Origin of the sequence: Bacillus sp. Marseille-Q3570, assembly GCF_946151055.1 — a bacterium.
Taxonomy (GTDB): Bacteria; Bacillota; Bacilli; order Bacillales; family Fictibacillaceae; genus Pseudalkalibacillus.
Genome location: NZ_CAMGYZ010000018.1, coordinates 12,308 through 35,314, shown reverse-complemented (window position 1 = coordinate 35,314; position 23,007 = coordinate 12,308). Strand labels below are relative to the sequence as shown.

At 47.9% G+C, this 23,007-nt stretch carries 19 protein-coding genes; 2 read left to right on the top strand and 17 right to left on the bottom strand.

Features of this window, described 5'->3' with window-relative positions:
* The 9 genes from N8M93_RS19710 to N8M93_RS19670 all read right to left on the bottom strand — a co-directional run bounded on the left by N8M93_RS19710 (window position 1) and on the right by N8M93_RS19670 (window position 12,900).
* Window positions 1–558, bottom strand: coding sequence for a tyrosine-type recombinase/integrase (locus N8M93_RS19710; protein WP_261134343.1), 558 nt, complete (start codon window positions 556–558; stop codon window positions 1–3).
* 166 nt (window positions 559–724) lie between these two features.
* Window positions 725–2,275: an L-glutamate gamma-semialdehyde dehydrogenase gene (pruA, locus tag N8M93_RS19705; protein ID WP_261134342.1), complete on the bottom strand. Its 1,551-nt coding sequence runs from the start codon at window positions 2,273–2,275 to the stop codon at window positions 725–727.
* Between the two features lie 620 nt (window positions 2,276–2,895).
* A complete protein-coding gene (locus N8M93_RS19700; protein ID WP_261134341.1) occupies window positions 2,896–4,092 on the bottom strand; it encodes a CamS family sex pheromone protein in 1,197 nt (398 codons plus the stop codon).
* Window positions 4,093–4,111: 19 nt separating this feature from the next.
* Window positions 4,112–6,118: an NAD-dependent DNA ligase LigA gene (gene ligA / locus N8M93_RS19695; RefSeq protein ID WP_261134340.1), complete on the bottom strand. Its 2,007-nt coding sequence runs from the start codon at window positions 6,116–6,118 to the stop codon at window positions 4,112–4,114.
* 27 nt (window positions 6,119–6,145) lie between these two features.
* Window positions 6,146–8,365, bottom strand: a complete 2,220-nt coding sequence (gene pcrA, locus N8M93_RS19690; RefSeq protein WP_261134339.1) for a DNA helicase PcrA — start codon at window positions 8,363–8,365, stop codon at window positions 6,146–6,148.
* A gap of 69 nt (window positions 8,366–8,434) precedes the next feature.
* Window positions 8,435–9,121: a heptaprenylglyceryl phosphate synthase gene (locus N8M93_RS19685; protein WP_261134338.1), complete on the bottom strand. Its 687-nt coding sequence runs from the start codon at window positions 9,119–9,121 to the stop codon at window positions 8,435–8,437.
* 298 nt (window positions 9,122–9,419) lie between these two features.
* Entirely contained in the window at window positions 9,420–9,719 is a 300-nt protein-coding gene (locus N8M93_RS19680; RefSeq protein WP_261134337.1) for a YerC/YecD family TrpR-related protein, read from the bottom strand.
* Window positions 9,720–9,740: 21 nt separating this feature from the next.
* Entirely contained in the window at window positions 9,741–10,787 is a 1,047-nt protein-coding gene (locus N8M93_RS19675; RefSeq protein ID WP_261134336.1) for a DUF3048 domain-containing protein, read from the bottom strand.
* Window positions 10,788–11,169: 382 nt separating this feature from the next.
* On the bottom strand, window positions 11,170–12,900 hold the full coding sequence (locus N8M93_RS19670; RefSeq protein WP_261134335.1) for an adenine deaminase C-terminal domain-containing protein: 1,731 nt from the start codon (window positions 12,898–12,900) through the stop codon (window positions 11,170–11,172).
* 155 nt (window positions 12,901–13,055) lie between these two features.
* On the opposite strand from N8M93_RS19670, the gene N8M93_RS19665 reads away from it, so the two are divergent.
* Window positions 13,056–13,316 carry a DUF2892 domain-containing protein gene (locus tag N8M93_RS19665; protein ID WP_261134334.1) on the top strand — a complete coding sequence of 87 codons (261 nt, stop codon included), beginning with the start codon at window positions 13,056–13,058 and terminating at the stop codon, window positions 13,314–13,316.
* A 262-nt stretch (window positions 13,317–13,578) separates the two neighbouring features.
* Window positions 13,579–13,695, top strand: coding sequence for an EYxxD motif small membrane protein (locus tag N8M93_RS22930; RefSeq protein ID WP_396125735.1), 117 nt, complete (start codon window positions 13,579–13,581; stop codon window positions 13,693–13,695).
* On the opposite strand, the gene purD is transcribed toward N8M93_RS22930, so the two are convergent.
* From purD to purS, 8 genes are all read right to left on the bottom strand, one after another.
* Entirely contained in the window at window positions 13,676–14,944 is a 1,269-nt protein-coding gene (purD, locus tag N8M93_RS19660; protein ID WP_261134333.1) for a phosphoribosylamine--glycine ligase, read from the bottom strand. The two genes, N8M93_RS22930 and purD, sit on opposite strands and share 20 nt — an antisense overlap.
* Window positions 14,945–14,959: 15 nt before the next feature.
* A complete protein-coding gene (gene purH / locus N8M93_RS19655) occupies window positions 14,960–16,492 on the bottom strand; it encodes a bifunctional phosphoribosylaminoimidazolecarboxamide formyltransferase/IMP cyclohydrolase (protein ID WP_261134332.1) in 1,533 nt (510 codons plus the stop codon).
* Window positions 16,492–17,082, bottom strand: coding sequence for a phosphoribosylglycinamide formyltransferase (gene purN / locus N8M93_RS19650; protein ID WP_261134331.1), 591 nt, complete (start codon window positions 17,080–17,082; stop codon window positions 16,492–16,494). Before purN ends, purH begins: the two co-directional genes overlap by 1 nt.
* On the bottom strand, window positions 17,079–18,122 hold the full coding sequence (gene purM / locus N8M93_RS19645) for a phosphoribosylformylglycinamidine cyclo-ligase (RefSeq protein WP_261134330.1): 1,044 nt from the start codon (window positions 18,120–18,122) through the stop codon (window positions 17,079–17,081). Before purM ends, purN begins: the two co-directional genes overlap by 4 nt.
* A 249-nt stretch (window positions 18,123–18,371) precedes the next feature.
* Complete coding sequence (gene purF / locus N8M93_RS19640) at window positions 18,372–19,796, bottom strand: amidophosphoribosyltransferase (RefSeq protein ID WP_261134329.1); 1,425 nt, start codon at window positions 19,794–19,796, stop codon at window positions 18,372–18,374.
* A complete protein-coding gene (purL, locus tag N8M93_RS19635; protein ID WP_261134328.1) occupies window positions 19,772–21,997 on the bottom strand; it encodes a phosphoribosylformylglycinamidine synthase subunit PurL in 2,226 nt (741 codons plus the stop codon). Before purL ends, purF begins: the two co-directional genes overlap by 25 nt.
* Entirely contained in the window at window positions 21,981–22,664 is a 684-nt protein-coding gene (gene purQ, locus N8M93_RS19630) for a phosphoribosylformylglycinamidine synthase subunit PurQ (protein WP_261134327.1), read from the bottom strand. The genes purL and purQ overlap by 17 nt, the downstream gene beginning before the upstream one ends.
* Window positions 22,661–22,915, bottom strand: coding sequence for a phosphoribosylformylglycinamidine synthase subunit PurS (gene purS, locus N8M93_RS19625; protein WP_261134326.1), 255 nt, complete (start codon window positions 22,913–22,915; stop codon window positions 22,661–22,663). The genes purQ and purS overlap by 4 nt, the downstream gene beginning before the upstream one ends.
* Window positions 22,916–23,007 lie beyond the last annotated feature (92 nt).

Here is a 23,007-nt window from a genome sequence, read left to right as displayed (position 1 = left end):
CTAAAGGTTTACATCCAGTTGTAGGTTCTTAGGTGCTTGAGTGGTCAATCCGAGATATTGGCGTGTGTCAGAGGGAGTATGATGTTGTAATCGCTTCTGGATAAGTGAGATGGCGATGCCTTTCTTATAGGCATGATAACCGAACGTTTTGCGTAGAGTATGGGTTCCGATCGAACCAGTGATGCCTGTGTGTTTGGATGCTTCATTGATAATTCGATACGCTTGTTGTCTGCTGATCGGTTCGTTCGTTTTACGTGATTTGAATAAAAAATCCGAGTGTTCGAGGTCTCGTTCATTGATACATGTATTTAATGCTTGTTGCACTGCATCGTTCAAATAAACAGGGGGGGCGTTATATAGATCAGATTGGAGATAGGTGAACATGTTGCCTGCTTCATCCATGAGTTCATTGACTTTGATATGGAGAAGATCATGAATGCGAATGCCCGTATTGATTCCAAGCAAGAACAAGCAATAGTCACGTGCCGATTTGCTCTTGACATATTGTTTCATCGCCTTCAGCTTTTCTTCGTCTTTGATCGCTTCAACCGTTTTCATGCCGTCACCCCTTATGTTACATATCATTATTATAACATAGGGTTATGTAACATTGAATTGATTTGCATTCTATTTTTCTGAAAAATAGAAATAAACTTTGCTTAGGCTTAGGGTAAACAGAAAAACCCCCGTCGCTCTAAGGCAACAGGGGTTTGCTGTATTTTTCTTATAGTCCTTCTGATGTTGTCTTCGGTTGCATGTGTTGTACGAGGTAGTCTGGTCCACCAGCTTTGGAGTCAGTTCCAGACATGTTGAATCCACCGAATGGTTGATAGCCAACGATTGCTCCTGTACATCCACGGTTGAAGTATAGGTTACCAACATGGAAATCTTCTTTCGCGCGCTTGATTTTATCACGGTCGTTTGTAAGAAGTGCTCCAGTCAGACCATACTCTGTGTTGTTTGCAATTTCGAGCATGTGGTCGAAGTCACGTGCTTTACTGAATGCGACAACTGGTCCGAAGATTTCTTCCTGCATGAGGCGAGCTTTCGGATCAAGATCAGCGAAGATCGTCGGTTGGATGAAGAATCCTTTGGAATCGTCTCCTTCTCCACCAGCCATAAGACGGCCTTCTTCATTACCGATCTCAATGTAGCTCATGATCTTGTCATAAGCACCTTTATCGATGACAGGTCCCATGTACGTGTTGTGGTCAGTAGGTTCACCGACATTAAGCTCTTTTGTAAGCTTGACCGCTCTTTCAAGAACTTCGTCATAGATATCCTGGTGAACAACCGCACGTGAACCAGCAGAACATTTTTGTCCAGCGAATCCGAATGCTGAGAATACGATCGATTGAGCTGCGAGATCAAGGTCAGCGTCTTTATCGACGACCACAGTATCTTTACCGCCCATTTCCACGATTACACGCTTAAGCCACTTTTGGCCGTCCTGGATTTTTGCTGCACGTTCCCAGATACGTGTACCGACATCACGGGAACCTGTGAAGCTGATGAAACGAGTTCTTGGGTGATCGACAAGATAGTCCCCAACTTCAGAACCGCTTCCAGGCAGGTAGTTCAATACGCCTGCAGGAGTCCCAGCTTTAAGCATCACATCCGCGAACCATGCTGCAACGACTGGGGTCGCACTTGCTGGTTTTAAAATGACAGTGTTACCAGTGACGATCGGTGCAACTGTTGTTCCAGCCATGATCGCAAACGGAAAATTCCATGGAGAAATCGTAATTCCAACACCTAAAGGAATGTATTTGTATTGGTTGTGTTCGATCGAACGACTTTGGATCGGTTTACCGTCCTTGATTTCAAGCATTTGACGTCCGTAATACTCTAGGAAATCAATCGCTTCAGCTGTATCAGCGTCCGCTTCCTTCCACGGCTTACCTGCTTCTTTTACCATCAAAGCAGAGAATTCATGCTTACGGCGGCGAATTTCTGCAGCAGCACGGAATAATACGTTCGCACGTTCTTCCGGATCTACCTTGCGCCAAGTTTCAAAAGCTTTGTCCGCAGATTGCATCGCCTTTTCAGCGAGCTCTTGGTTCGCTTTTGAAACACGACCGATGACCTCTTCCTTATTCGCAGGATTGATCGACACGATCTTTTCATCTGTAGAGACATACTCTCCATTGATGATCAGGTCATAGTCTTTACCTAATAATTCGTTCTCGACTTTTTTCAAAGCCTCTTCAAAAGCTTCACGATTTTCCTTCACGGAAAAATCAGTAAATGGCTCGTGTTTGTAAGGTACTACCATAAGAATGAACCCCTCCAATATCGCAATAGAGTAGTATTGAAAACGCATACAAAAGTTTTCAATTACATCCTCATTCTACACTATGAAAATTATGCTTTCAAACATCCAGTAATAGTCAGAATATTTCATCCACAAACGATTGATTTTTACTCACGGTGATGATTAGAAATACAGCGAAAAAAGCTGATAATCCCTTGTACTCCAAGCATTCATCCGCAAATCATTATTAAACCTTTATGCAAAAACGGTAAAAGAAAAATTTAGTGTGTAAATTATGTGTGTCAGGTACCCTTTTGAACTCCTACTCTCCCAAGGCTTTTCAAAGTGTACCTGGCACCGTTCCAAAACCCTTCTCCCACAAGGCATCTCAGTTGGTGTCAGGCACCGACTGGTTATTCTGGCGGAATATCACCGGAATCTCGCGAAAACAACGCATTATCTCGCCAGTTTTTGTGGATAATCTCGCGAAAACTGGACATATTCTCGCCAATGCAGTTCATAATCTCGCGAATTAGTAAAAAATGCCCGCGCTGCTAACTCTCTAGCCCCTTCCCCCACATAAAAAACAGAATGGACGTTGTTTGTCCATTCTGTTCATCATTGTTCTTCCTTCTTCAATCCTAGTAGATGTGCACAACCGAGTCTTCTTTAGATGGGTCGGATACGATCAGGCTTTCGTTCTGTTCGAGCGAGGATTTGATGTTGACCTCGACGACCTCATCCGGGAAGTACTGCTTCACCAGATAGTTCACATATTGCGTGAATGAAATGACTTCTGCCTTCCCGTTGAACTGCATCGGGATTTCAATCGTCAGCTTCGAAATCCGGTCGTTGCGGTACAACGCTTTACCGACGACTCCGATATAGTTCGGGAAGTACTCTTTGATTTTCTCTTCAAATTGGACGAACGTGTTATAGTCCTCGCGATGATCTTCTTCTGCTTTACCAGAAGGGAAAAAGTAGTACTTCTCATTGACGTTTTCCCAATTCGCTTTCGTCTGTCCGCCTTTCACGACTGTTTTCGCAAAATAGTTGCCAGGCACGACAGCACCATGCTTTTCTTCATAGAAAAGTCCGACCGTAATCGGCACATCCTGAAGCTCAGGATGCTGGCGCAGGCGGTTGATCACTTCCTGACCGGTCTTTTGCGCATACTCCCTCACTTCAGACGCTGTCAGCTTGACCTCATCTCTGTGAAGCCGTCCCTGGTCATCCTGGACGGTAAAATAATAGGTCGAGTGGAAGGACAAGGCGAGCGAAATGCCTCCAAGTTTAACCGAATCCTTCCCACTGTCCTGCAAATAATTCTGCTCCAAGATATAAGAGAGGATTTTCGGATTCTTCTTCAGCATTTCCTTCCTCTCATCTACAGAGGCATTCTGGTAGGCTTTTTCATTAATCCCTGGATTCAAGCCCTTTTGAATGAATTTATCATCGGATTTCCCGGACTCTTCTGAAGTGCGCTTCAACCAGTTCCGGATGGTCCCCTTCGACAAGTATTGGCCATTTTGAAAATAATAATTATCAATCGAGAACGTCTCTTTTGAAATTCTCATCAACCCTGTTTCCAGTTCATCGACATCGATCCGATTATCGACACCGTATGAAATTTCTCCGCGCGCTGCTCCTGGCTCATAATTTTTCAACGACTTATAATACTTGTCATCTGTCGTGTTGATATTATGCAGAGGAATCGCCTGTTCATTATCGTTGGCTTCATCTTCCACGACTTCATCACGTTTCAGATTATCAAAGGGCATACATCCGGACAAAAGGATCAGTGTGGCACTGAGTATCACGAATAGCTTTTTATACATCCCCTAAACTGCACACTCCTTAATCATTCAGCTGGCCGACAAAAGTGTCTTCATTCCAGACTTCGATACCGAGCTTCTCCGCTTTTGTTAGCTTCGAACCTGCATCTTCACCGGCAATGACCAGGTCGGTGTTTTTACTCACGCTTCCTGTCACCTTGCCACCAAGCTTTTCAATTTCTGATTTTGCTTCATTACGAGAGAGTTGCAGCAGTTTGCCCGTCAACACGATCGTCTTACCGCTGAACGGAGAATCGATGTTTTCGGTTTCGCTTCGCTTCAACCCTTTATATTCCATGTTCACGCCTACTTCGCGCAAGTGATCCAATAATTGCGTTACTTCAGGTTTATCAAAATACACCACAACAGAATCGGCAATGATCTCGCCGAACTCATGGATTGACGTGATATCCTCTCGCGTCGCCTCTTGAAGGTTTTCCATCGTTTCAAAGTTCTCCGCCAATGTCCGGGCTGCTTTTGCGCCGACATTGCGGATCCCTAGACCGAACAACAGCTTCTCAAGGGAATTGTCTTTGGATGTTTCGATCGCTTTCAAAAGATTATCAACAGACTTCTCGCCCATCCGTTCAAGCTGCAGCAGCTCCTCCCGCTTCAGCTCATACAAATCAGCGACATCTTTGATCAGATTTTCATTGAACAGCTGGGTGATGACCTTTTCGCCAAGGCCGTCAATATTCATTGCGTTCCGTGAAACAAAGTGGATCAACCCTTCACGGATCTGCGCCGGACATTTCGGATTGATACAGCGTAATGCGACTTCATCCTCAATCCGGACAAGTTCACTTTCACATTCCGGGCAATGCGTCGGCATGTGGAAGTCCTGCTCTTCACCTGTGCGCTTCTCTTCAATCACGTTCACGACTTCAGGGATGATATCTCCCGCTTTTTTTACGATGACATAGTCCCCGATCTTGATGTCCTTTTCACGGATCAGATCTTCATTGTGAAGAGAGGCACGTTTGACCGTCGTACCTGCCACCTGGACCGGTTCCAAGAGCGCAGTCGGCGTCACGACACCAGTACGCCCGACCGTCAGTTCGATGTCCTCGAGTCTTGTCACGACTTCTTCTGCAGGGAATTTGTATGCGACCGCCCAACGCGGACTTTTTACCGTCGTACCAAGCTCATCCTGTTGGTCGAGTGAATCGACCTTGATGACGATCCCATCGATTTCATAGTTCAAATCAGGTCGTCTCTCCACCCAGCCATTCACGTATTCGATAACTTCATCAATTGTTTCACAACGTTTCCATTCCGGATTCGTCTTGAAGCCAAGCTCCTCGAGATAATCAAGGCTTTCACTGTGGGACTCCACATTCCGGCCCTCATAATTGCCAGCACCATAAACAAAAATATCAAGGTTACGGCGCGAGGCAATCTTCGGATCGAGCTGACGTAACGAACCAGCCGCGGCATTTCGCGGATTCGCGAAAACTTCGACGCCTTCCTTCTCACGGGCTTCGTTCAACTTTTCAAAAGACGCTTTCGGCATGAAGGCTTCACCCCGAACTTCAAGTGTTGCATCTTCCTTCAAACGAAGAGGAATGGAACGAATTGTCTTTAAATTATTCGTGATGTCTTCTCCAATAGTTCCGTCGCCCCGGGTCGCTCCACGGGCAAAACGGCCGTTTTCATAAAGAAGCGAAACCGCGAGGCCATCGATTTTAAGCTCACATACGTATTGGACTTTCCCGCCGACACCATCACGGACCCGGCGATCAAAATCCCTGAGATCCTGCTCATTGAACGCATTGCCAAGGCTCAGCATCGGTGACCGGTGCTCAACTTTACGGAACGCATCCAACGGTTCTCCTCCGACACGCTGGGTAGGCGAATGCTCTGTGCGGAATTGCGGGAATTCCTGTTCAAGCTTGATCAGTTCATGAAGCTTCTGATCATACTCTGCATCTGGTACGGATGGTTTATCAAGAACATGATATTCATAATTATATTGATTGAGTAGATTGCTTAACTCTTCGATTTGGGCCTTCGCTTGTTCCTCAGTCATCACTCTACCTCTTTTCTCGATCAGGTTCTATGCTTTTTCGATCGGTGCGAACTTCGCCAGCAAACGCTTGATGCCAGTCGGCTGCGGGAATGCGATATCGAGCTCGAGCGACTCGCCTTCACCCTTTGTACTGACGACCGTTCCGACACCCCATTTGCCATGCTTCGCTTTGTCACCGACACTCCAGTCAAGCGATTCGCCGCTTTTACGAGCAGGAGCCATCCGATGTGATCGACGTGGTGCACCAGCAGTCGGCATCTGATTAGACGTTTTCTGCCACGGCAACGTTTCTTGCTCTTCATTCAACGATTCCACAATCTCATCCGGAATCTCGTTTATAAAACGGGAAGGTGCGTTCATCGTCGTTTTCCCGTATAGCGTACGCATTTTTGCATTCGTTAAAAACAGCTCTTCTTCCGCACGGGTGATCCCGACATAAGCTAGACGGCGTTCCTCTTCCATTTCATCGTCATCGAAAATGGAACGGCTATGCGGAAAGATGCCTTCTTCAAGTCCCATCAAAAAGACGACAGGAAATTCAAGACCCTTTGCGGAGTGAAGCGTCATAAGCACAACGCCATCCTTCTTCTTGTCCTCTTCATCATCGTCCATCTTGTCGATATCAGCGATCAGGGCAAGATCCGTCAGGAAGGCAATCAAGCTTTTATCTTCATTCTGCTTTTCGAACTCCTGTGTGACTGACAGGAATTCATCAAGGTTCTCAAGCCGGCTCTGCGACTCGATCGTCTTCTCTTTTTCCAAAGCTTCCTTATAACCAGTCTTCTCCAGAACTTCTTCCGTCAATTCAGTGACCGAAAGATATTCTTGCATTTTCGACCAATTCATCACTTGATCGCGGAATTCAGTGAGCGCGTTCACGAAACGGGCGCTCAAGCCCATCAGCTCGACCTCACCGAGTGCATCCATGATGGAAAGGTCATGCATAGCGGCATGCTGGACGATTTTATCAAGTGTCGAAGCACCGATTCCTCTTCTCGGCACATTGATGATTCGACTCAAACTGATATCGTCATCCGGATTCGCGATCAGACGCAAATACGCAAGGATATCCTTGATTTCCTTACGATCGTAGAACTTCGTACCGCCGACAATTTGGTAAGCGATGTTCGATTTGACGAGCGCTTCCTCTATGACACGCGATTGTGCATTCGTCCGGTAAAGGATTGCGACATCCGAAGGCTTCCGCTCCCCTTGCAGCATTTCCTTGATCTTTCCGACGATGAAATAGCTTTCCGTGTGCTCACTGTCAGCCTGGTAGTAACTGATGTTCTGCCCATCGGTATTGTCTGTCCAAAGATTCTTCGGCTTACGTCCTGTGTTGTTCTGGATCACTTCGTTCGCCGCCTGGAGGATCCGTTTCGTCGAGCGGTAGTTCTGCTCAAGCAAGATCACTTCAGCATCCGCATAGTCCTGCTCGAACGAGAGGATGTTCGCGATGTCCGCCCCGCGCCAGCGATAGATCGATTGATCCGAGTCCCCGACGACACAAAGGTTCCTGTACCGTTCAGCCAAAAGGTTCACGAGCACATATTGCGCGCGGTTCGTATCCTGGTACTCATCCACGTGTATGTACTGGAACTTACGCTGATAATGCTCGAGCACCTCTGGGACACGTTGAAAAAGCTTGATCGTCGACATGATCAAGTCATCGAAGTCGAGGGCATGGTTTTTTCGAAGTTGCTTTTCGTACACCTCGTAAACATCTGCTGCTACCTCTTCGTACATTCCCTGAGCTGTCTTCTGAAAATCAGCGGCAGTCTTCAGTTCGTTCTTCGCTGAACTGATCGTTCCGAGGATCCCTCTCGCATCGAACTTTTTCGTATCAAGGTTCAGGTCTTTAAGCGCCTGTTTGATGACAGACAGCTGATCTGTCGCATCGAGGATCGTGAAGTTGCGGTTGATTCCAATCCGGTCGGAATCCCTTCTTAAAATCCGTACGCACATCGAGTGGAACGTCGATATCCAGATGCTTTCCGCAGCCGGTCCGGTAATCGCCGCAACCCTAGATTGCATTTCTCTCGCTGCTTTATTCGTAAACGTGATCGCAAGGATGTTCCACGGGGCAACACCTTTTTCCACTAACAAATACGCGATCCGATGGGTTAAAACCCGTGTCTTTCCACTCCCCGCTCCTGCCATGATCAAGAGGGGTCCTTCTGTATGCTTGACCGCTTTCTTCTGTTCAGGATTCAGCCCCGACAGCAGCCGTTCAACAATTTGTTGCACATTATCCACCACCTACACAAACGTATGTTCCTATCTTTTATTTTAATCGAAGCAAGCTGAAAATACAATTCATCCTTTAACTACTTTCACCGTTTTGATCGCTGCTTCCAAATCATCATAAATGATGTTCCCAACGACTATTGTATCAGCAAATTGCGCCATCTCTCTAGCCTGTTCTTCACTTTTGATGCCGCCGCCATAATAGAAACGTGCCTTATCGAGGATCGTGCTCACATCTTTTACCGCTTCCACATCGCCATATGCCCCGCTGTACTCCAGATAAAAGATCGGAAGCTGGAACATATGCTCAGCAATCCTTGCGTATGCGAGGATGTCCTCTGTGTTCAAGTCTGAGTCGGCCTCTGAAACTTCCGCCGCCTTCGACTCACCGTTCACGATGCAGTAACCTTCCGTCACAAGCTCGTCCCAGTTGATGAGCTCACCGTATTCCTTGATCGCTTCCCGGTGCAGACCGACGATCCAATCCGGGTTCTTGCTGTTAAGCACACTGGGCACAAAATAAAAATCAAATCCCGGCGTGATCGATTCGATGTTCGAAACCTCGAGCACACAAGGGACGGTGTATTTGCGGATCCGGGATAGAAGGTCGATCGTATTTTCAAGCGTCACTCCGTCACTCCCGCCGACGATTACCGCATCTGTCCCTGACTCGCAGATCTGATCCAGGGCTTCAGGGGTGATCTCCTTGTCCGGATCCAGCTTGAAGACGTGCTTCCATTCTTTATATTCAAACATAAGGCTGTCCTCCTAAGTAAACACTTCCTTTAAGGATTATAACAGAAAAGGGTACCGTTAAAAACTGAGGTTCAGAGTCGAATCGACGTTTGTTGTTAATCGCACCATTTTTGAAGTTATTTTCAATTTTTTGTAATTCTGAAGGTTACTTTTGTAGTTTTTTCGAAATTTTTGAAGAAAATCTCTTATTTTTGTCGTTCTTCCCTCAAAGTTCCAAATTGAAAGACTGTTTGAATCCTTTTTTACCGGCATGATTCCATAAGAAAGGACTGACTCGCTAAAGTCAGCCCCTTTTCATCTATTCAGATTTGTTATGGACGCGGTCAAGCGCCATTTCATAGGTGTCGTTCCCGTAGTTGAGACAGCGCTTCACACGTGAGATCGTCGCTGTGCTTGCACCCGTTTCTTTTTCGATTTTATGATACGTATAGCCTTCACGCAGCATACGCGCCACTTCCAGACGCTGTGCCAACGACTGGATCTCATTGATTGTCGCTAGATCGTCGAAGAACCGATAGCACTCTTCCCGGTCTTTCAGCGTCAGAATCGCATCGAATAGCTGATCCAATGTTTTTCCTCTTAGTTTATCAATTTGCATCCCTTAATCACTCCTCCAAAACTATTCCCAGTTTACGTTTGGACCAAGGTCTGACGCAGGCACCAGATTCACCCATGTCTTGCCTGGTACGAACGGAACCTCTGCTCCATCTTTCACTGGAATGATACGTCCATTTTCATTCTTCCAATTTATCTCTTGTGACTTCCCTTGTTGGAATAGGATTGCGTCACCGCCACTATCAAGATTGATGTTACGACGACCGGCACTGTCAATGACCTTATGATCAGCACCGACGACCAGTACATTTTCAAGTTCAATCGGTATTTCCGTTTCCCTGTCGACAGTTTTCTCATTGTTTACATATCTCAAGTATGTGCCTTTTTCAGATTGATAGCGGTAGTGCACTTTATAATGATCACCGTATGAAACAGTCACTGTACTTGCGGGATCCCCTTCAATTGCCGTCACTTCATCCTCTTTTAAAAATGAAAACGCTGGAATCTCCTGCTTCAATTCGAACTTCTTTTTCTCAGATTCCTTCATGATGTTTTCGTAGGTGATATACGAATTATGCGGTGCTTTCCGGAAATTCGCACGCTTGAATAATGTCCCATCGTAATACAAGCCATTCAGCGAGTCAATGTTTCCCGAAGTCAGCATCGTTTTTGCTGCCGGACTCCACCCATGGTGGATGTAAATCGCATCGAATCCGTTGCTGAGTCTCACGTAGTAGTCACGCGCACTTCTGACCGGTCCGATCACGTCAGGCTCCTCACTCTGAAAAACCGCAAGCAATCTTGTGATTTTCCCTTCCGCTAAAACTTCATAGACGATGTCGGCTTTATGCAAACCGGATTGCGGTCTTGCTTCTGGTGCATTGTTGACCATTACCGCTACCGCTCTTGATGCCAGCGCTTCGTCTGTCCCTTTGCCTGTCAGCGGAAACGTATACGCGAATCTCGGCTTGTCGTCCACTTCTTTCTTCTCGATGCCAGTGTCTTTAGAAGCAGCGTCATCACTTGGCTTTGCTGTTTCCTTCGAACTACACGCCGAAAGCATAAGGATCAATGCTACAAAACACGTAACAAACAACCTTTTCTTATTCATTTGGTAAAACTCCCCCTAGTATTTCCCTGATTCCCTCTCAGAACAACCCTTGACCGATGACCCTATAAAAAGCCCTCTAAGACTACAGTGATGATTCATTAATAATTTCTCAACTACTTGGATTAATCTTCTGTTGACGAATTAGAAACAACACCGGCTAAATACGTCACGTCCTGTGACAACGCCGGCACTAGTACGTCCTGTACGTCGAAAGATTGAGGCACGCTGGTTTTGAGGACCGGAACGTATGAATAATACTTGAGGACCGCAAAAACCAAGTAACGATCACTGCCTAAAAGCGTCACGTCCTGTGACAACGGCAGTACTAGCACGTCCTGTGCGTCGAATATTCGCCGTTAATAATTTCTCAACTAACTACAGTTTAACGCATTACAACAGGAAAGGACAGTACCTCATTTTTCAAGACATCGACAATGCCGCTTGGCGTGATACGGATATAAGGCAAATGAGTCGATGAAAAAAATAACAGACTGTAGATCGGATCTACAAAAGGATAGCCCCGCTCCTTCAGTTCTTTAACCAGTTGATCCTGCTGGTCCATGACCGTTTCCATCGGCTCTGTGGAGCAGCCGCCATTCAGCGTAAGCGGGATTTCACATATGACCTCACCTTTTTCGACAAGCACGATCCCACCGCCTATTTCCTTCAACCGTTCGAAAGCTGTCACCATATCTTTTTTGCTTTTTCCTATCAATAATATGTCAGCGCTATTCGAATATGAACTGACAAACCCTGAGACGCCTGTCGCGAAGCCTTTCAGCATCGCATTGACACGCCACTTTCCGTTCCGATCGACCAACGCAAAAAAACTTTCATCCTGATCGTGGGCAAGTTCTTCACCTGTAAAATCGAGTTCAGTTTTGTAAGGCTTCGTAATCACCGAGTTCACCATATCAATCCCTGCTGGAGATACGACTTCGAGGTCCTCCATTTTCAACGCCCAATCAAGATCATATGGCTTGATATCATAATCCGCCCAATTGAAGACGACTTGCGGGTCCTCCTCTGTGATCCATTTTCCTTTCGATAAAACAGCCTCTGGCGTCGGTTCTTTCGGATCTCTTAAAACATTCAGGTTCGCGACCCGCCCAGGCGCAATCATTCCGTACTGATGATCGATCCCGTAATGACGAGCAATATTATAGGAGACCATCGCATACGCATCTTCTACTGGGATTCCTTTTTCAAGAGCGATTCGCAGCACAACATCCGTCACGCCATCACGATGGAAATTAGGTGTTGAGCCGTCCGTCGTCATCAACACGCGATCAAAATTTTCGACACCAAGCGCAAGCATTTCTTCTAAAATGTGTGGCAAGTCCGGACGGATCGACGAATAGCGGAGCGAAGTCGTGTAGCCGAGCGACATGCGCAGGACCGCTTCCTCTCCGGTCATTGCTTCATGATCACAATCCGCTCCGAGCACAGCCAGCTTTGCTAAAGTCCGTTCAGATGCACCAGGCAGATGGCTTTCGATTTTCAACCCTCGCCTTTTCGTCTCCTGCATCCAATGGAGTGTCTTATCATCGCCTTTCAGCACTTGCGGCCAGTTCGTCAATTCACCACCTTGCAAGGTATAGGGATGATCGAGGAATTGATCGAACATCTCCTCAGAAAAAACCTCATCCTCATTCTGCAGTTTTGTTTGCGAATCATAACGGCACCACCAGAAAAACGAGTAGGGCAGTTCATTGATGTCAGTCATGAACGAAAGCGCTTTCTTTTTTTCTAGTGGCAAAAGCATCAGGTTGTCGCAAATGAATGTCGTCGTCCCCCGTTTAGCTGAATAAGAAGCGAACGTCTGGGGATTATAAAGTTGAAATGGGTGGACATGAGGCTCGATATAACCCGGAACGATATATCGGTTTTCACAATCGATCATCTCGCATCCCGTCTTGTTTTGCGGCATTTTACTGCCAACATAGACGATCCGATCCTCATAAATCCATATGTTTGTCGTGATCCACTTTTTCAAAACGTTGTTCAAGTATGTAGCATTTTCTAAGACGAGCGTGGGCGGCTGTTCGCCCTGAATGACCTGGACATGGGTACGGAGCTGCTGCTTCGACCAATTCACTAAATGCTGTGACATTTCATCACCTCGGTGTATATATGGTTTCTATTTGTTAGAATCTTCTGTACACCATGATACCATAACCCGGAAAATCGCTACAGTATAACGTAGTAATGCTGTGGCTCGGCAAAGTTTGAAATGCCGAGCAACCTGATTAATAGGAGGAGGACAATTTGAAACAGAACATAGGTACAGTAAATGCATTGATCCGAATTACAGTCGGTTTGACGATGGTCGCTTGTGCGGCAGCAAGAATGGGTCGTAACCCGTACCGCCAAAGTCATCTGCTTACGATGATACTTGGCGCGATGAAAGTAGGCGAGGGGATTACAAAATATTGCCCGATGACTGACCTTTACGAAAACGGGCAAAAGCTGACGAACATGGACCTCGCCTCCTTGACAAAAGAAGGCTCTCCGATCAATCCTTCTTGATTGGTGAATGCTCCTTTTTTGTTGCGTGAAACCTCTTTCTTGAGGCGTGGAGGTGTAAAAAGTAACCTTTGGCCGGAATCGAGCTGAAAGTGGCCGGATTAAGTGTGATTTCCGCCGGATTACGCGCCAAACCGGCCGGATTCCGCCTCAAATCCCGCCGAATTACGTGGCAAACCCGCCGGAATCGCTCCCCGACGTCCTTTAATTAAATTGAAAAAGCTCCCGATTTGGGAGCTTTCCTTATAAAACGAGGTGATTTTACATGAAGTATATTGATGTATTGATGGAATACATGACAGATATGCTGTTTGTGCTTGCGATGATCGTCGGAAGCATCATTACATTGACGTTTTTCATCTTCAGGAGGAGACAGCCTTGATCGCTTTTGAGCCGATGTCTTCCCGGTAAAAACTTTCAGCACACTCCACCTTCGCCATTTCACGATAAACGGCGGTTTGCGCACTTTCCAGATTCTCAGATTTAGCAGCAAGCAGCAGAATCCGCCCACCGTCTGTCACCAGCTTTCCACCGTCCTCTTTTACACCTGCAAAAAACGTGAGGGTATCCGCAGAAACAGCCTCCAGCCCGTCAATCGCGACACCTTTCTCATAGCTTCCCGGATAACCGCCTGATGCCAGCACGACGCCGACATATTCCTCAGCGGACCATTCTAGTGTGACATCCTCTTCATTCAACAAGCCTTTCATCACATCGAACAGATCACTTTCGAGGCGCGGAAGGACGACCTGTGTTTCCGGATCCCCGAATCGCGCGTTGAACTCGATCACTTTCGGTCCTCGGTCCGTCAGTATCAGTCCCGCATACAAGATTCCCGTAAACGACACACCCTCTTTTACAAGCGCGTCAGCCATTGGCTGGAGAATCTCTTCAATCGCAACTTCTACCACTTTATCGGATATATGCGGCACAGGAGAGTACGCGCCCATTCCGCCAGTGTTCGGTCCAAGATCCCCATCGAATGCACGTTTGTGATCTTGCGAAATCACCATCGGCAGCACCTTCGTCCCTTTGACGAACGCCATCAGCGAGAATTCTTCACCTTCTAAAAATTCCTCAATGACAACCCTTCTGCTCGCCTCACCGAATTTCGTCTCAACCATCATGCTGTGGAGCGCTTCTTCCGCTTCTGCCATCGTCATCGCGACGACAACACCTTTCCCAGCGGCAAGACCATCCGCTTTTATCACGATCGGTGCCCCTTTTTCGGCTAAGTATGCCTTCGCTTCTTCATAATCAGTGAAAGAAGCTGAGAAAGCGGTCGGTATCGCATATTTCTCCATCAATTCGTTCGCATACGTCTTGCTGCCTTCGATCAGAGCAGCTGCCCGTGTCGGTCCGAAAACCGCTAGACCTTCCGCTTCAAAACGGTCGACGAGTCCATCGAGCAATGGCTGTTCAGGACCGACCACAGTCAAATCAACGCCCTTTTCCTTCGCAAACTGGACCAATCCTTCTTGATCCGATTCAGCTATATCAACACATTCCGCAACACCAGTCATCCCGACGTTACCAGGTGCGACAAACACCTGCGTCACACGCTCCGACTGTGCCATTTTCCACGCAATCGCATGTTCTCTTCCACCTTTTCCAACGATCAGAACGTTCATCTCATCACCCCTCGATTAATGTTTGAAATGCCGTACACCTGTAAGGACCATCGTAATGCCATATTCATCCGCTTTATCGATCGATTCCTGGTCACGGATCGAACCGCCTGGCTGGATGATCGCAGTGACACCGGCTTTTGCTGCTGCTTCGACCGTATCGCTCATCGGAAAGAACGCATCTGACGCAAGGGATGAGCCCGCAACCTTATCACATGCTTGTTCAAGTGCGATTTTCGCCGCTCCGACACGGTTCATCTGACCTGCTCCAACACCGATCGTCTGGTTTCCTTTCGCAAGGACGATCGCATTCGATTTCACGTGCTTGACGATTTGCCAGCCGAGTTTCAAGTCCGCCCATTCTGCTTCTGTCGGCTCCCGTTTAGTCGCCACTTTCAGGTCAGCATTGTCAAAACCGTAGTGATCTTCCTGTTGCACTAATGCGCCGCCTGATACGGTTTGGATCCGTTTTTGTACCTGCGTCCCGATTGTTTTCGGTTCAACTTGTAAAAGGCGCAGGTTCTTCTTCTCCGTCAAAACCGCTAACGCTTCTTCCGAGAACGATGGCGCAATGATGATCTCAAGGAAAATCTCCTTCAGCTTTTGCGCCGTTTTCGCATCGATTTCCTGGTTCGTCGCTACGATACCGCCAAAGATCGAAACAGGGTCCGCCTCATATGCGAGCTGATACGCTTCTGCCAACGTCTTTCCGACACCAACACCACACGGATTCGTATGTTTAACCGCTACGACTGCCGGCTCTTCGAATTCGTGGATGATCTCCAGAGCCGCATCCGCATCATTGATGTTGTTGAAGGAAAGCTCCTTCCCGTGTAGCTGCTTCGCTTTTGCAATCGTTGAAGGATCTCCGATCGGAACCTCATAAAAGGCAGCCTTCTGATGCGGGTTCTCTCCGTAACGCAGTTCTTGTTTTTTCGTGTACGTCACCGTGTAGGATTCCGGGTGCTCCTCTTCTGTCATGTCCGTCAAGTACTGGGCGATCAGTGCATCATACGCGGCTGTATGGCGGAACACCTTTGCGGCAAGACGACGCTTCGTTTCATCAGCCACCGCACCATTCGCCTTCAACTCATCTAAAATCGTTCCGTAGTCAGCCGGATCGACCGCGACTGTAACGGAAGCGTGGTTCTTCGCAGCTGATCGGAGCATGCTCGGTCCGCCGATATCGATGTTCTCAATCGCGTCCTCGAAGTCCACATCTGCACGCGCGATCGTCTCTTTGAAAGGATAAAGATTGACGACGACGAAATCGATTGGTGTGATGTTATGTTCATTGATTTGCGCCTGGTGATCGGCATTTTCCCGAACCGCAAGCAAACCGCCATGGATGTTCGGATGCAGCGTTTTTACACGGCCGTCGAGGATTTCAGGAAAACCTGTCACTTCCGAAATCCCTGTCACCTTGAGTCCTGCCTCTTCAATCGCCCGTTTCGTGCCGCCTGTCGATACGATTTCAATCCCCTGCTCAATCAGACCTTCGACAAACGGAATCAGTCCTTCTTTATTCGAAACACTCACTAGTGCGCGCATTATGCGAATTCCCCTTTCTCCGTGGATGTGTGTAGGATGTTCTGGATGACTTTTGGATATAATTCATGTTCGATCTTATGGATTTTCTGTTGTAAAATTTCTGCCGTGTCCCCGGCGTCTATCGGCACTGAGGACTGTTCAATGATCGGCCCCGTATCCATTCCGTTGTCGACGTAGTGGACCGTCACGCCTGTCTCCGAAACGCCTGACTCGATCGCTTGTCCGATAGCGTCTTTACCTGGAAAAGCAGGCAATAAAGAAGGGTGGATGTTGACCATCTTCCCCTCGAATTGTGAAAGCAGCGTCTGCCCGATCAACCGCATATAACCTGCCAATGCGATGAACTCGACCTTCGCTTCTTCCAATCTTTTTAAAATCTCTGTCTCGAACGCTTCCTTATCCGGGTACTCTTTTGCCTTGAAAACGAACGTCGGTATTCCATGTTTGTCCGCACGTTCAATGGCCTTCGCACCTGGACGGTCGCAGACGAGCAGGTTCACCTTTGCATGGAGTTTCCCTGACTCACAAGCATCGACAATCGCCTGAAAGTTGGAGCCTGAACCGGATGCAAATACTGCGATGCCTTTCATTTCAATTCTCCTCCACCAAACGTAATGCCTTCTTCTCCTTCTATTACACGGCCGATCAAAAACGCTGATTCGCCTTGGGCCTCAAGCGTCCGGATCACCTTGACCGCGTCCTCATGTTTCACTGCAAGCACCATGCCGATTCCCATATTGAAAGTGCCAAGCATATCATCTGAGGATAATCCGCCTTCCTTCTGAAGCAATGAAAAAATCTCAGGAACAGGCCATGAACCGAGATCTACCTCCGCACTTAGCCCTTCAGGCAGCATACGTGGTACATTTTCGATGAAACCACCGCCGGTTATGTGGGCGATTCCTGAAACTTCATAGTTGTTCAAAACCTCGAGCACTGACTTCACGTAAATTTTCGTCGGCATCAAAAGTTCTTCGCCCAGGGTTTTTCCGAGTTGATCAAACGTTTGATCAAGCGTGTAACCAGCCTGCTCAAGCAATACTTTTCGGACGAGCGAATAGCCGTTGCTATGGATACCGCTTGAAGTAATCCCGATCAGCGCGTCGCCTTTGCTTACTTTTTCAGGGGTGATGAGCTTTGATTTTTCAGCGACACCTACTGTAAAACCAGCAAGATCATACTCTTCGGGGTCATACATGCCCGGCATTTCAGCCGTTTCTCCGCCAATCAGTGCGGCTCCAGCCTGCTTACAGCCTTCGGCGATCCCTTTGACGATCTGTTCGACTTTCTCAGGCTCAAGCTTTCCACAAGCGATATAATCTAAAAAGTACAGCGGCTCCGCGCCCTGTGCAACGATGTCATTGACGCACATCGCGACAGCGTCGATGCCGATCGTATCGTGCTTATCCATTTGGAACGCGAGCATCAGCTTTGTTCCGACTCCGTCCGTCCCCGAAATGAGGACAGGTTCTTTGACATTGAGCTTGGATAGATCGAACATGCCGCCAAAAGCACCGATTCCGCCGAGAACCTCCGGCCGCATCGTGTCCTTGATATGCTTCTTCATGCGTTTGACAGCTTCATATCCTGCCTCAACATCGACTCCAGCTTGCTTATATGCTTGTGCCATACTTTTTCCTCCCTGGACCTTTGATTAGCTTAGGATTTTATTGAACGATTAGAAAATTAACGGACATGAGCGCCGTTATTTGTGACAAAAAGCAGTAATCTGGCAAGTTAACGGACATGAGCGCTCTTATTTTCATAAATTACAGCTTTTTTCATCAGATTTGATCAAATAAGGTCTCTGGTGTCCGTTAGCTTTGTAAAACACTATTGTTTTGGCCAAATAAGGTCTCCTGTGTCCGTTAACGAATCTTTATTTATAAACAAGTTCTTTTTCGTGTGGTAAGACGGTGTCTGGGTAGATTTCCGTCGGGTATTTACCTGTAAAACAGCCGAGGCATTGCCCGCAGTTCTGCTCGTTCGGGTTACGTCCGATTGCATCCATCATGCCATCGATGCTCAAATATTCAAGCGTATCTGCACCGATGATTTCACGGATCTCCTCGACTGAATAATTCGAGGCGATCAGCTCTTCTTTCGACGAAATGTCGATTCCGTAATAGCAAGGGTGCGCGATCGGCGGCGAACTGATCCGCACGTGGACCTCTTTCGCACCAGCATCCCGAAGCATCTGCACAATCCGGCGGCTTGTCGTTCCACGAACAATCGAGTCATCGACCATGACAACACGTTTTCCTTCAACGATTCCGCGCACCGGCGAAAGCTTCATTTTCACACCCTGTTCCCTCAATTCCTGGGAAGGCTGGATGAACGTACGCCCGACATAGCGGTTCTTGATCAACCCGAGTTCATACGGAATCCCGGCTGCTTCGGCGTACCCGATTGCTGCTGAGATGCTTGAATCTGGAACTCCTGTGACGACGTCCGCTTCAACAAAAGCTTCTGCTGCCAGACGTTTCCCAAGATTTTTACGGGCTGTATGGATGTTGATTTCGTCGATATGGCTGTCCGGACGGGAAAAATAAATGTACTCCATGCTGCAGATCGCGCGGTTCGTCGATGAAGTGAACGTGTCACTCTCCACCCCGTCGTCGTTAATGACCAACAGCTCTCCCGGACGGACGTCACGGATATACTCCGCTCCGATGACATCGAACGCACACGTTTCCGAAGCGACGACGTAAGCATCGCCGATTTTACCAAGAGAAAGCGGACGCAAGCCGTTTGGATCCTGGGCTGCCATGATTCCGTCTTCTGTCATGATCACGAACGCGTAAGCCCCTTTGATCATCGATAGGGCGTTTTTCACCTGATCGCGTAGATTGAAGAGACCGCTTCGCTTAATGAGATGCGCGAGCACCTCCGTATCGGAAGTCGTTTGAAAAATACTTCCCTGAGCTTCCAACTGCTGTTTGAGCATATTCGCGTTCACAAGATTCCCGTTATGAGCAAGCGCAAGAGCGCCACGCTGGGATTGGAAGACGAGCGGCTGGACATTTGCAAACTCCGAACCGCCGGCCGTTGAATAACGCACATGCCCGATCGCAGCTTTTCCTGTAAGCGAAGATAGCTCTCCACGGTTGAACACCTCCGTTACGAGTCCGCTGTTTTTATGGAATTTCACAGCTTCACCGTCTGTCACCGCAATACCTGCGCCTTCCTGACCACGATGCTGGAGGCTGTGCAAGCCGTAATACGTGAGTTGAGCCGCCTCGTGGTGACCCCAGATGGCGAACACACCGCACTCTTCGTTTAGACCTTTGATGTCAGCAAACATGGAATGGCTCCTTTCCAAGCTGTCTCAAGCTCCTCTTTCGTTGCTGAGATGAGTTCACTTCCAGTTTCAGATTCGATACGTAATGCCGGGCGATCAAGCACAACACCGATTTCCGTTGCATCTACTGATTTTTCAAACTGCTTGACGTTTTCTGGTTTGACCGATACGAGGAAACGAGATTGAGATTCACTGAATAACGCAGCGACTTCCTCACCTTTCAAGGTCACAGATGCACCAAGCTCGCCTTCCATCATACTCTCAGCAATCGCAACCGCGACGCCGCCTTCTGCTACGTCATGTGCAGATTGGACTAAACCTTCCTGAATCGCTTTTAAAAGCTGAGATTGATAGCTTGCTTCTTTTTCTATATCAAGCGCTGGAGCTTTTCCGAAGATCTTACCTTCCAACACTTTCTGAAGTTCACTTCCGGAAAACTCAGGCTTCGTTTCACCGATCATGTAGATGACGTCGCCAGCCTTTTTAAACGATTGGGTCGTCACGTGATCAAGGTCATGGACAAGTCCGACCATACCAACTACCGGCGTCGGATAAACCGCGACACCGTTCGTTTCGTTGTACAACGACACATTTCCGCTGATGACCGGTGTTGAAAGGGTACGGCACGCTTCACTCATACCATCGACCGCTTTTTCGAGCTGCCAGAAGATTTCAGGTTTTTCAGGGTTACCGAAGTTCAGGCAGTCTGTGATCGCAAGCGGCTCACCACCTGAGCAGACAATATTCCGCGCCGCTTCTGCAACCGCGATTTTTCCACCAACCTCTGGATCAAGATATAGATAGCGAGAGTTACAATCCGTCGTCATCGCAAGCGCTTTGCGTGTGCCGCGAATCCGGACGACAGCTGCATCGGAACCTGGGGAAACGACCGTGCTTGTGCGGACCATATGATCATACTGGTCAAACACCCAGGACTTGCTCGCAATCGTCGGCTGTGCCAACAGTTTCAATAATGTTTCTTTATAATCAGCTACGTTCGGAACGTAGGTTTCTTGGTTTTGGAACGCTTCATAATACGCTGGAACTGTACTCGGCTTGTGATAAACCGGAGCTTCCTCAGCTAGCGCGTCAACCGGTACGTTCGCGACGACTTCCCCTTTGTGGAGGAGGCGAAGCTCTTTTTCCTCGATGACGTTTCCGATCGTCACCGCTTCAAGGCCCCATTTGTCAAAAATCTTGACGATCTCGTCTTCGCGTCCTTTTTTTACGACGATCAACATACGTTCTTGAGATTCGGAAAGCATCATTTCATATGGTGTCATATTCGTTTCACGCTGCGGTACGAGATCTAAATCCATTTCGATCCCGACTCCTGATTTACTCGCCATTTCACTGGATGACGACGTGAGTCCCGCCGCTCCCATGTCCTGGATGCCGACAAGCGCATCACATTGGACAAGCTCTAAGCATGCTTCAAGTAAAAGCTTCTCCATGAACGGATCGCCGACCTGGACCGCCGGGCGTTTTTCGTCAGAAGCATCGGTCAATTCTTCAGACGCGAATGTCGCACCATGGATCCCATCACGACCCGTACGGGCACCGACATACATGACCGAGTTGCCGATCCCGTTCGCCTGTCCTTTCTGGATATCCTTATGGTCGATGACACCGACACACATGGCGTTCACAAGCGGATTTCCTTCGTACGAAGCGTCGAACTGGACCTCACCGCCGACCGTCGGAATACCGATACAGTTTCCATAGCCTGCAATCCCAGCGACAACTTCTTCGAACAAATACTTCACACGTCCTGAGCTCAGTTCACCAAAACGAAGCGAGTTGAGAAGTGCTACTGGACGCGCACCCATCGAAAAGACGTCACGGATGATTCCGCCGACTCCGGTCGCAGCCCCTTGATACGGCTCGATCGCGGACGGGTGGTTGTGGCTTTCGATTTTAAAGACAACCGCTTGATCGTCCCCGATATCGACGATTCCAGCACCCTCCCCTGGTCCTTGAAGGACACGCTTTCCGTCTGTCGGGAACTTGCGCAAAACAGGTTTCGAGTTCTTGTAGCTGCAATGCTCGGACCACATGACCGAGAATAACCCGGTTTCAGTATAGTTCGGTGACCTCCCGAGGATCGATTCAACCATCGCAAACTCTTCATCGTTCAAGCCCATCTCTTGATAGAGCTTCTGTTCCTTGATCATTTGTGCAGTAGGTTCATGTGGATAAGACATGTGCTTCCCTCCAAGCTTTCACGATTGATTGAAATAATTTCAGCCCGTCTTTACTGCCGAGCAGTTCATCGACTGCCCGTTCTGGATGCGGCATCATTCCGAGGACATTCCCTTTATCATTGGTGATCCCTGCGATATCATGCCTTGATCCATTGATATTCGTGCCATATCGGAATGCGATCTGCTTGTTTTCTACTAATCTTCCATACGTATCCTCATCACAATAATAGTTTCCTTCTCCATGTGCGACAGGAATCGTGATTTTCTCACCTTTTTCATATAGACTTGTAAAAACTGTTTCGTTATTCTCGACGGTAAGCTCGACCTGGCGGCAGATGAACTTCAGTTTCTCATTGCGCTGCATCGCGCCTGGGAGCAGTCCCGCTTCGAGAAGGATCTGGAAACCGTTACAGACACCGAGGATCGGTTTCCCAGCTTTGTTCGCCTTATGGATCGAGTCCATGACATTCGAAAAACGAGCGATAGCCCCACCGCGCAAGTAATCTCCATACGAGAATCCGCCTGGGATGAGGATTCCGTCAAATGAACTCAGCTCTTCGTCATCATGCCAGACATACTCGACTTCTTCGCCAAGCTCATCTTTGATCGCATGGTACATATCAACATCACAGTTGGAACCTGGAAAAACGACGACTGCGAATCTCATTGAGGGACGACCTCCTCGATTTCATACGTAAAGTCTTCGATCACTGTGTTCGCGAGCAGCTTTTCACATATTTCACGGACTTGAGCGTCGATGTCTCCGTCTTCTTTTTTCAGCGTCAATTCAATGTATTTCCCGATCCGGACGTCCTCTACGGATTGATAGGAAAGACGGTGAAGTGAATCCTTCACAGCAGCCCCCTGTGGATCTAAAACGCTCTCCTTCAAAGTCACAAACACTTTTACGTTATACATGAAATCGGCCTCCCCGAGTTTTCTTTAGATTTGATGGAAATTTGTTGCTTTTTTCGTGAAAAAAGCTTCGTTATTGAAAAATTTCTGCTTTG

Excerpts from the sequence above, each read along its gene's own strand:
- N8M93_RS19710 (WP_261134343.1), bottom strand. The coding sequence starts at position 558 with ATGAAAACGGTTGAAGCGATCAAAGACGAAGAAAAGCTGAAGGCGATG.
- pruA (WP_261134342.1), bottom strand. The coding sequence starts at position 2,275 with ATGGTAGTACCTTACAAACACGAGCCATTTACTGATTTTTCCGTGAAG.
- N8M93_RS19700 (WP_261134341.1), bottom strand. The coding sequence starts at position 4,092 with ATGTATAAAAAGCTATTCGTGATACTCAGTGCCACACTGATCCTTTTG.
- ligA (WP_261134340.1), bottom strand. The coding sequence starts at position 6,118 with ATGACTGAGGAACAAGCGAAGGCCCAAATCGAAGAGTTAAGCAATCTA.
- N8M93_RS19685 (WP_261134338.1), bottom strand. The coding sequence starts at position 9,121 with ATGTTTGAATATAAAGAATGGAAGCACGTCTTCAAGCTGGATCCGGAC.
- N8M93_RS19680 (WP_261134337.1), bottom strand. The coding sequence starts at position 9,719 with ATGCAAATTGATAAACTAAGAGGAAAAACATTGGATCAGCTATTCGAT.
- N8M93_RS19675 (WP_261134336.1), bottom strand. The coding sequence starts at position 10,787 with ATGAATAAGAAAAGGTTGTTTGTTACGTGTTTTGTAGCATTGATCCTT.
- N8M93_RS19670 (WP_261134335.1), bottom strand. The coding sequence starts at position 12,900 with ATGTCACAGCATTTAGTGAATTGGTCGAAGCAGCAGCTCCGTACCCAT.
- N8M93_RS22930 (WP_396125735.1), top strand. The coding sequence starts at position 13,579 with ATGAAGTATATTGATGTATTGATGGAATACATGACAGATATGCTGTTT.
- purD (WP_261134333.1), bottom strand. The coding sequence starts at position 14,944 with ATGAACGTTCTGATCGTTGGAAAAGGTGGAAGAGAACATGCGATTGCG.
- purH (WP_261134332.1), bottom strand. The coding sequence starts at position 16,492 with ATGCGCGCACTAGTGAGTGTTTCGAATAAAGAAGGACTGATTCCGTTT.
- purN (WP_261134331.1), bottom strand. The coding sequence starts at position 17,082 with ATGAAAGGCATCGCAGTATTTGCATCCGGTTCAGGCTCCAACTTTCAG.
- purM (WP_261134330.1), bottom strand. The coding sequence starts at position 18,122 with ATGGCACAAGCATATAAGCAAGCTGGAGTCGATGTTGAGGCAGGATAT.
- purF (WP_261134329.1), bottom strand. The coding sequence starts at position 19,796 with ATGTTTGCTGACATCAAAGGTCTAAACGAAGAGTGCGGTGTGTTCGCC.
- purL (WP_261134328.1), bottom strand. The coding sequence starts at position 21,997 with ATGTCTTATCCACATGAACCTACTGCACAAATGATCAAGGAACAGAAG.
- purQ (WP_261134327.1), bottom strand. The coding sequence starts at position 22,664 with ATGAGATTCGCAGTCGTCGTTTTTCCAGGTTCCAACTGTGATGTTGAT.
- purS (WP_261134326.1), bottom strand. The coding sequence starts at position 22,915 with ATGTATAACGTAAAAGTGTTTGTGACTTTGAAGGAGAGCGTTTTAGAT.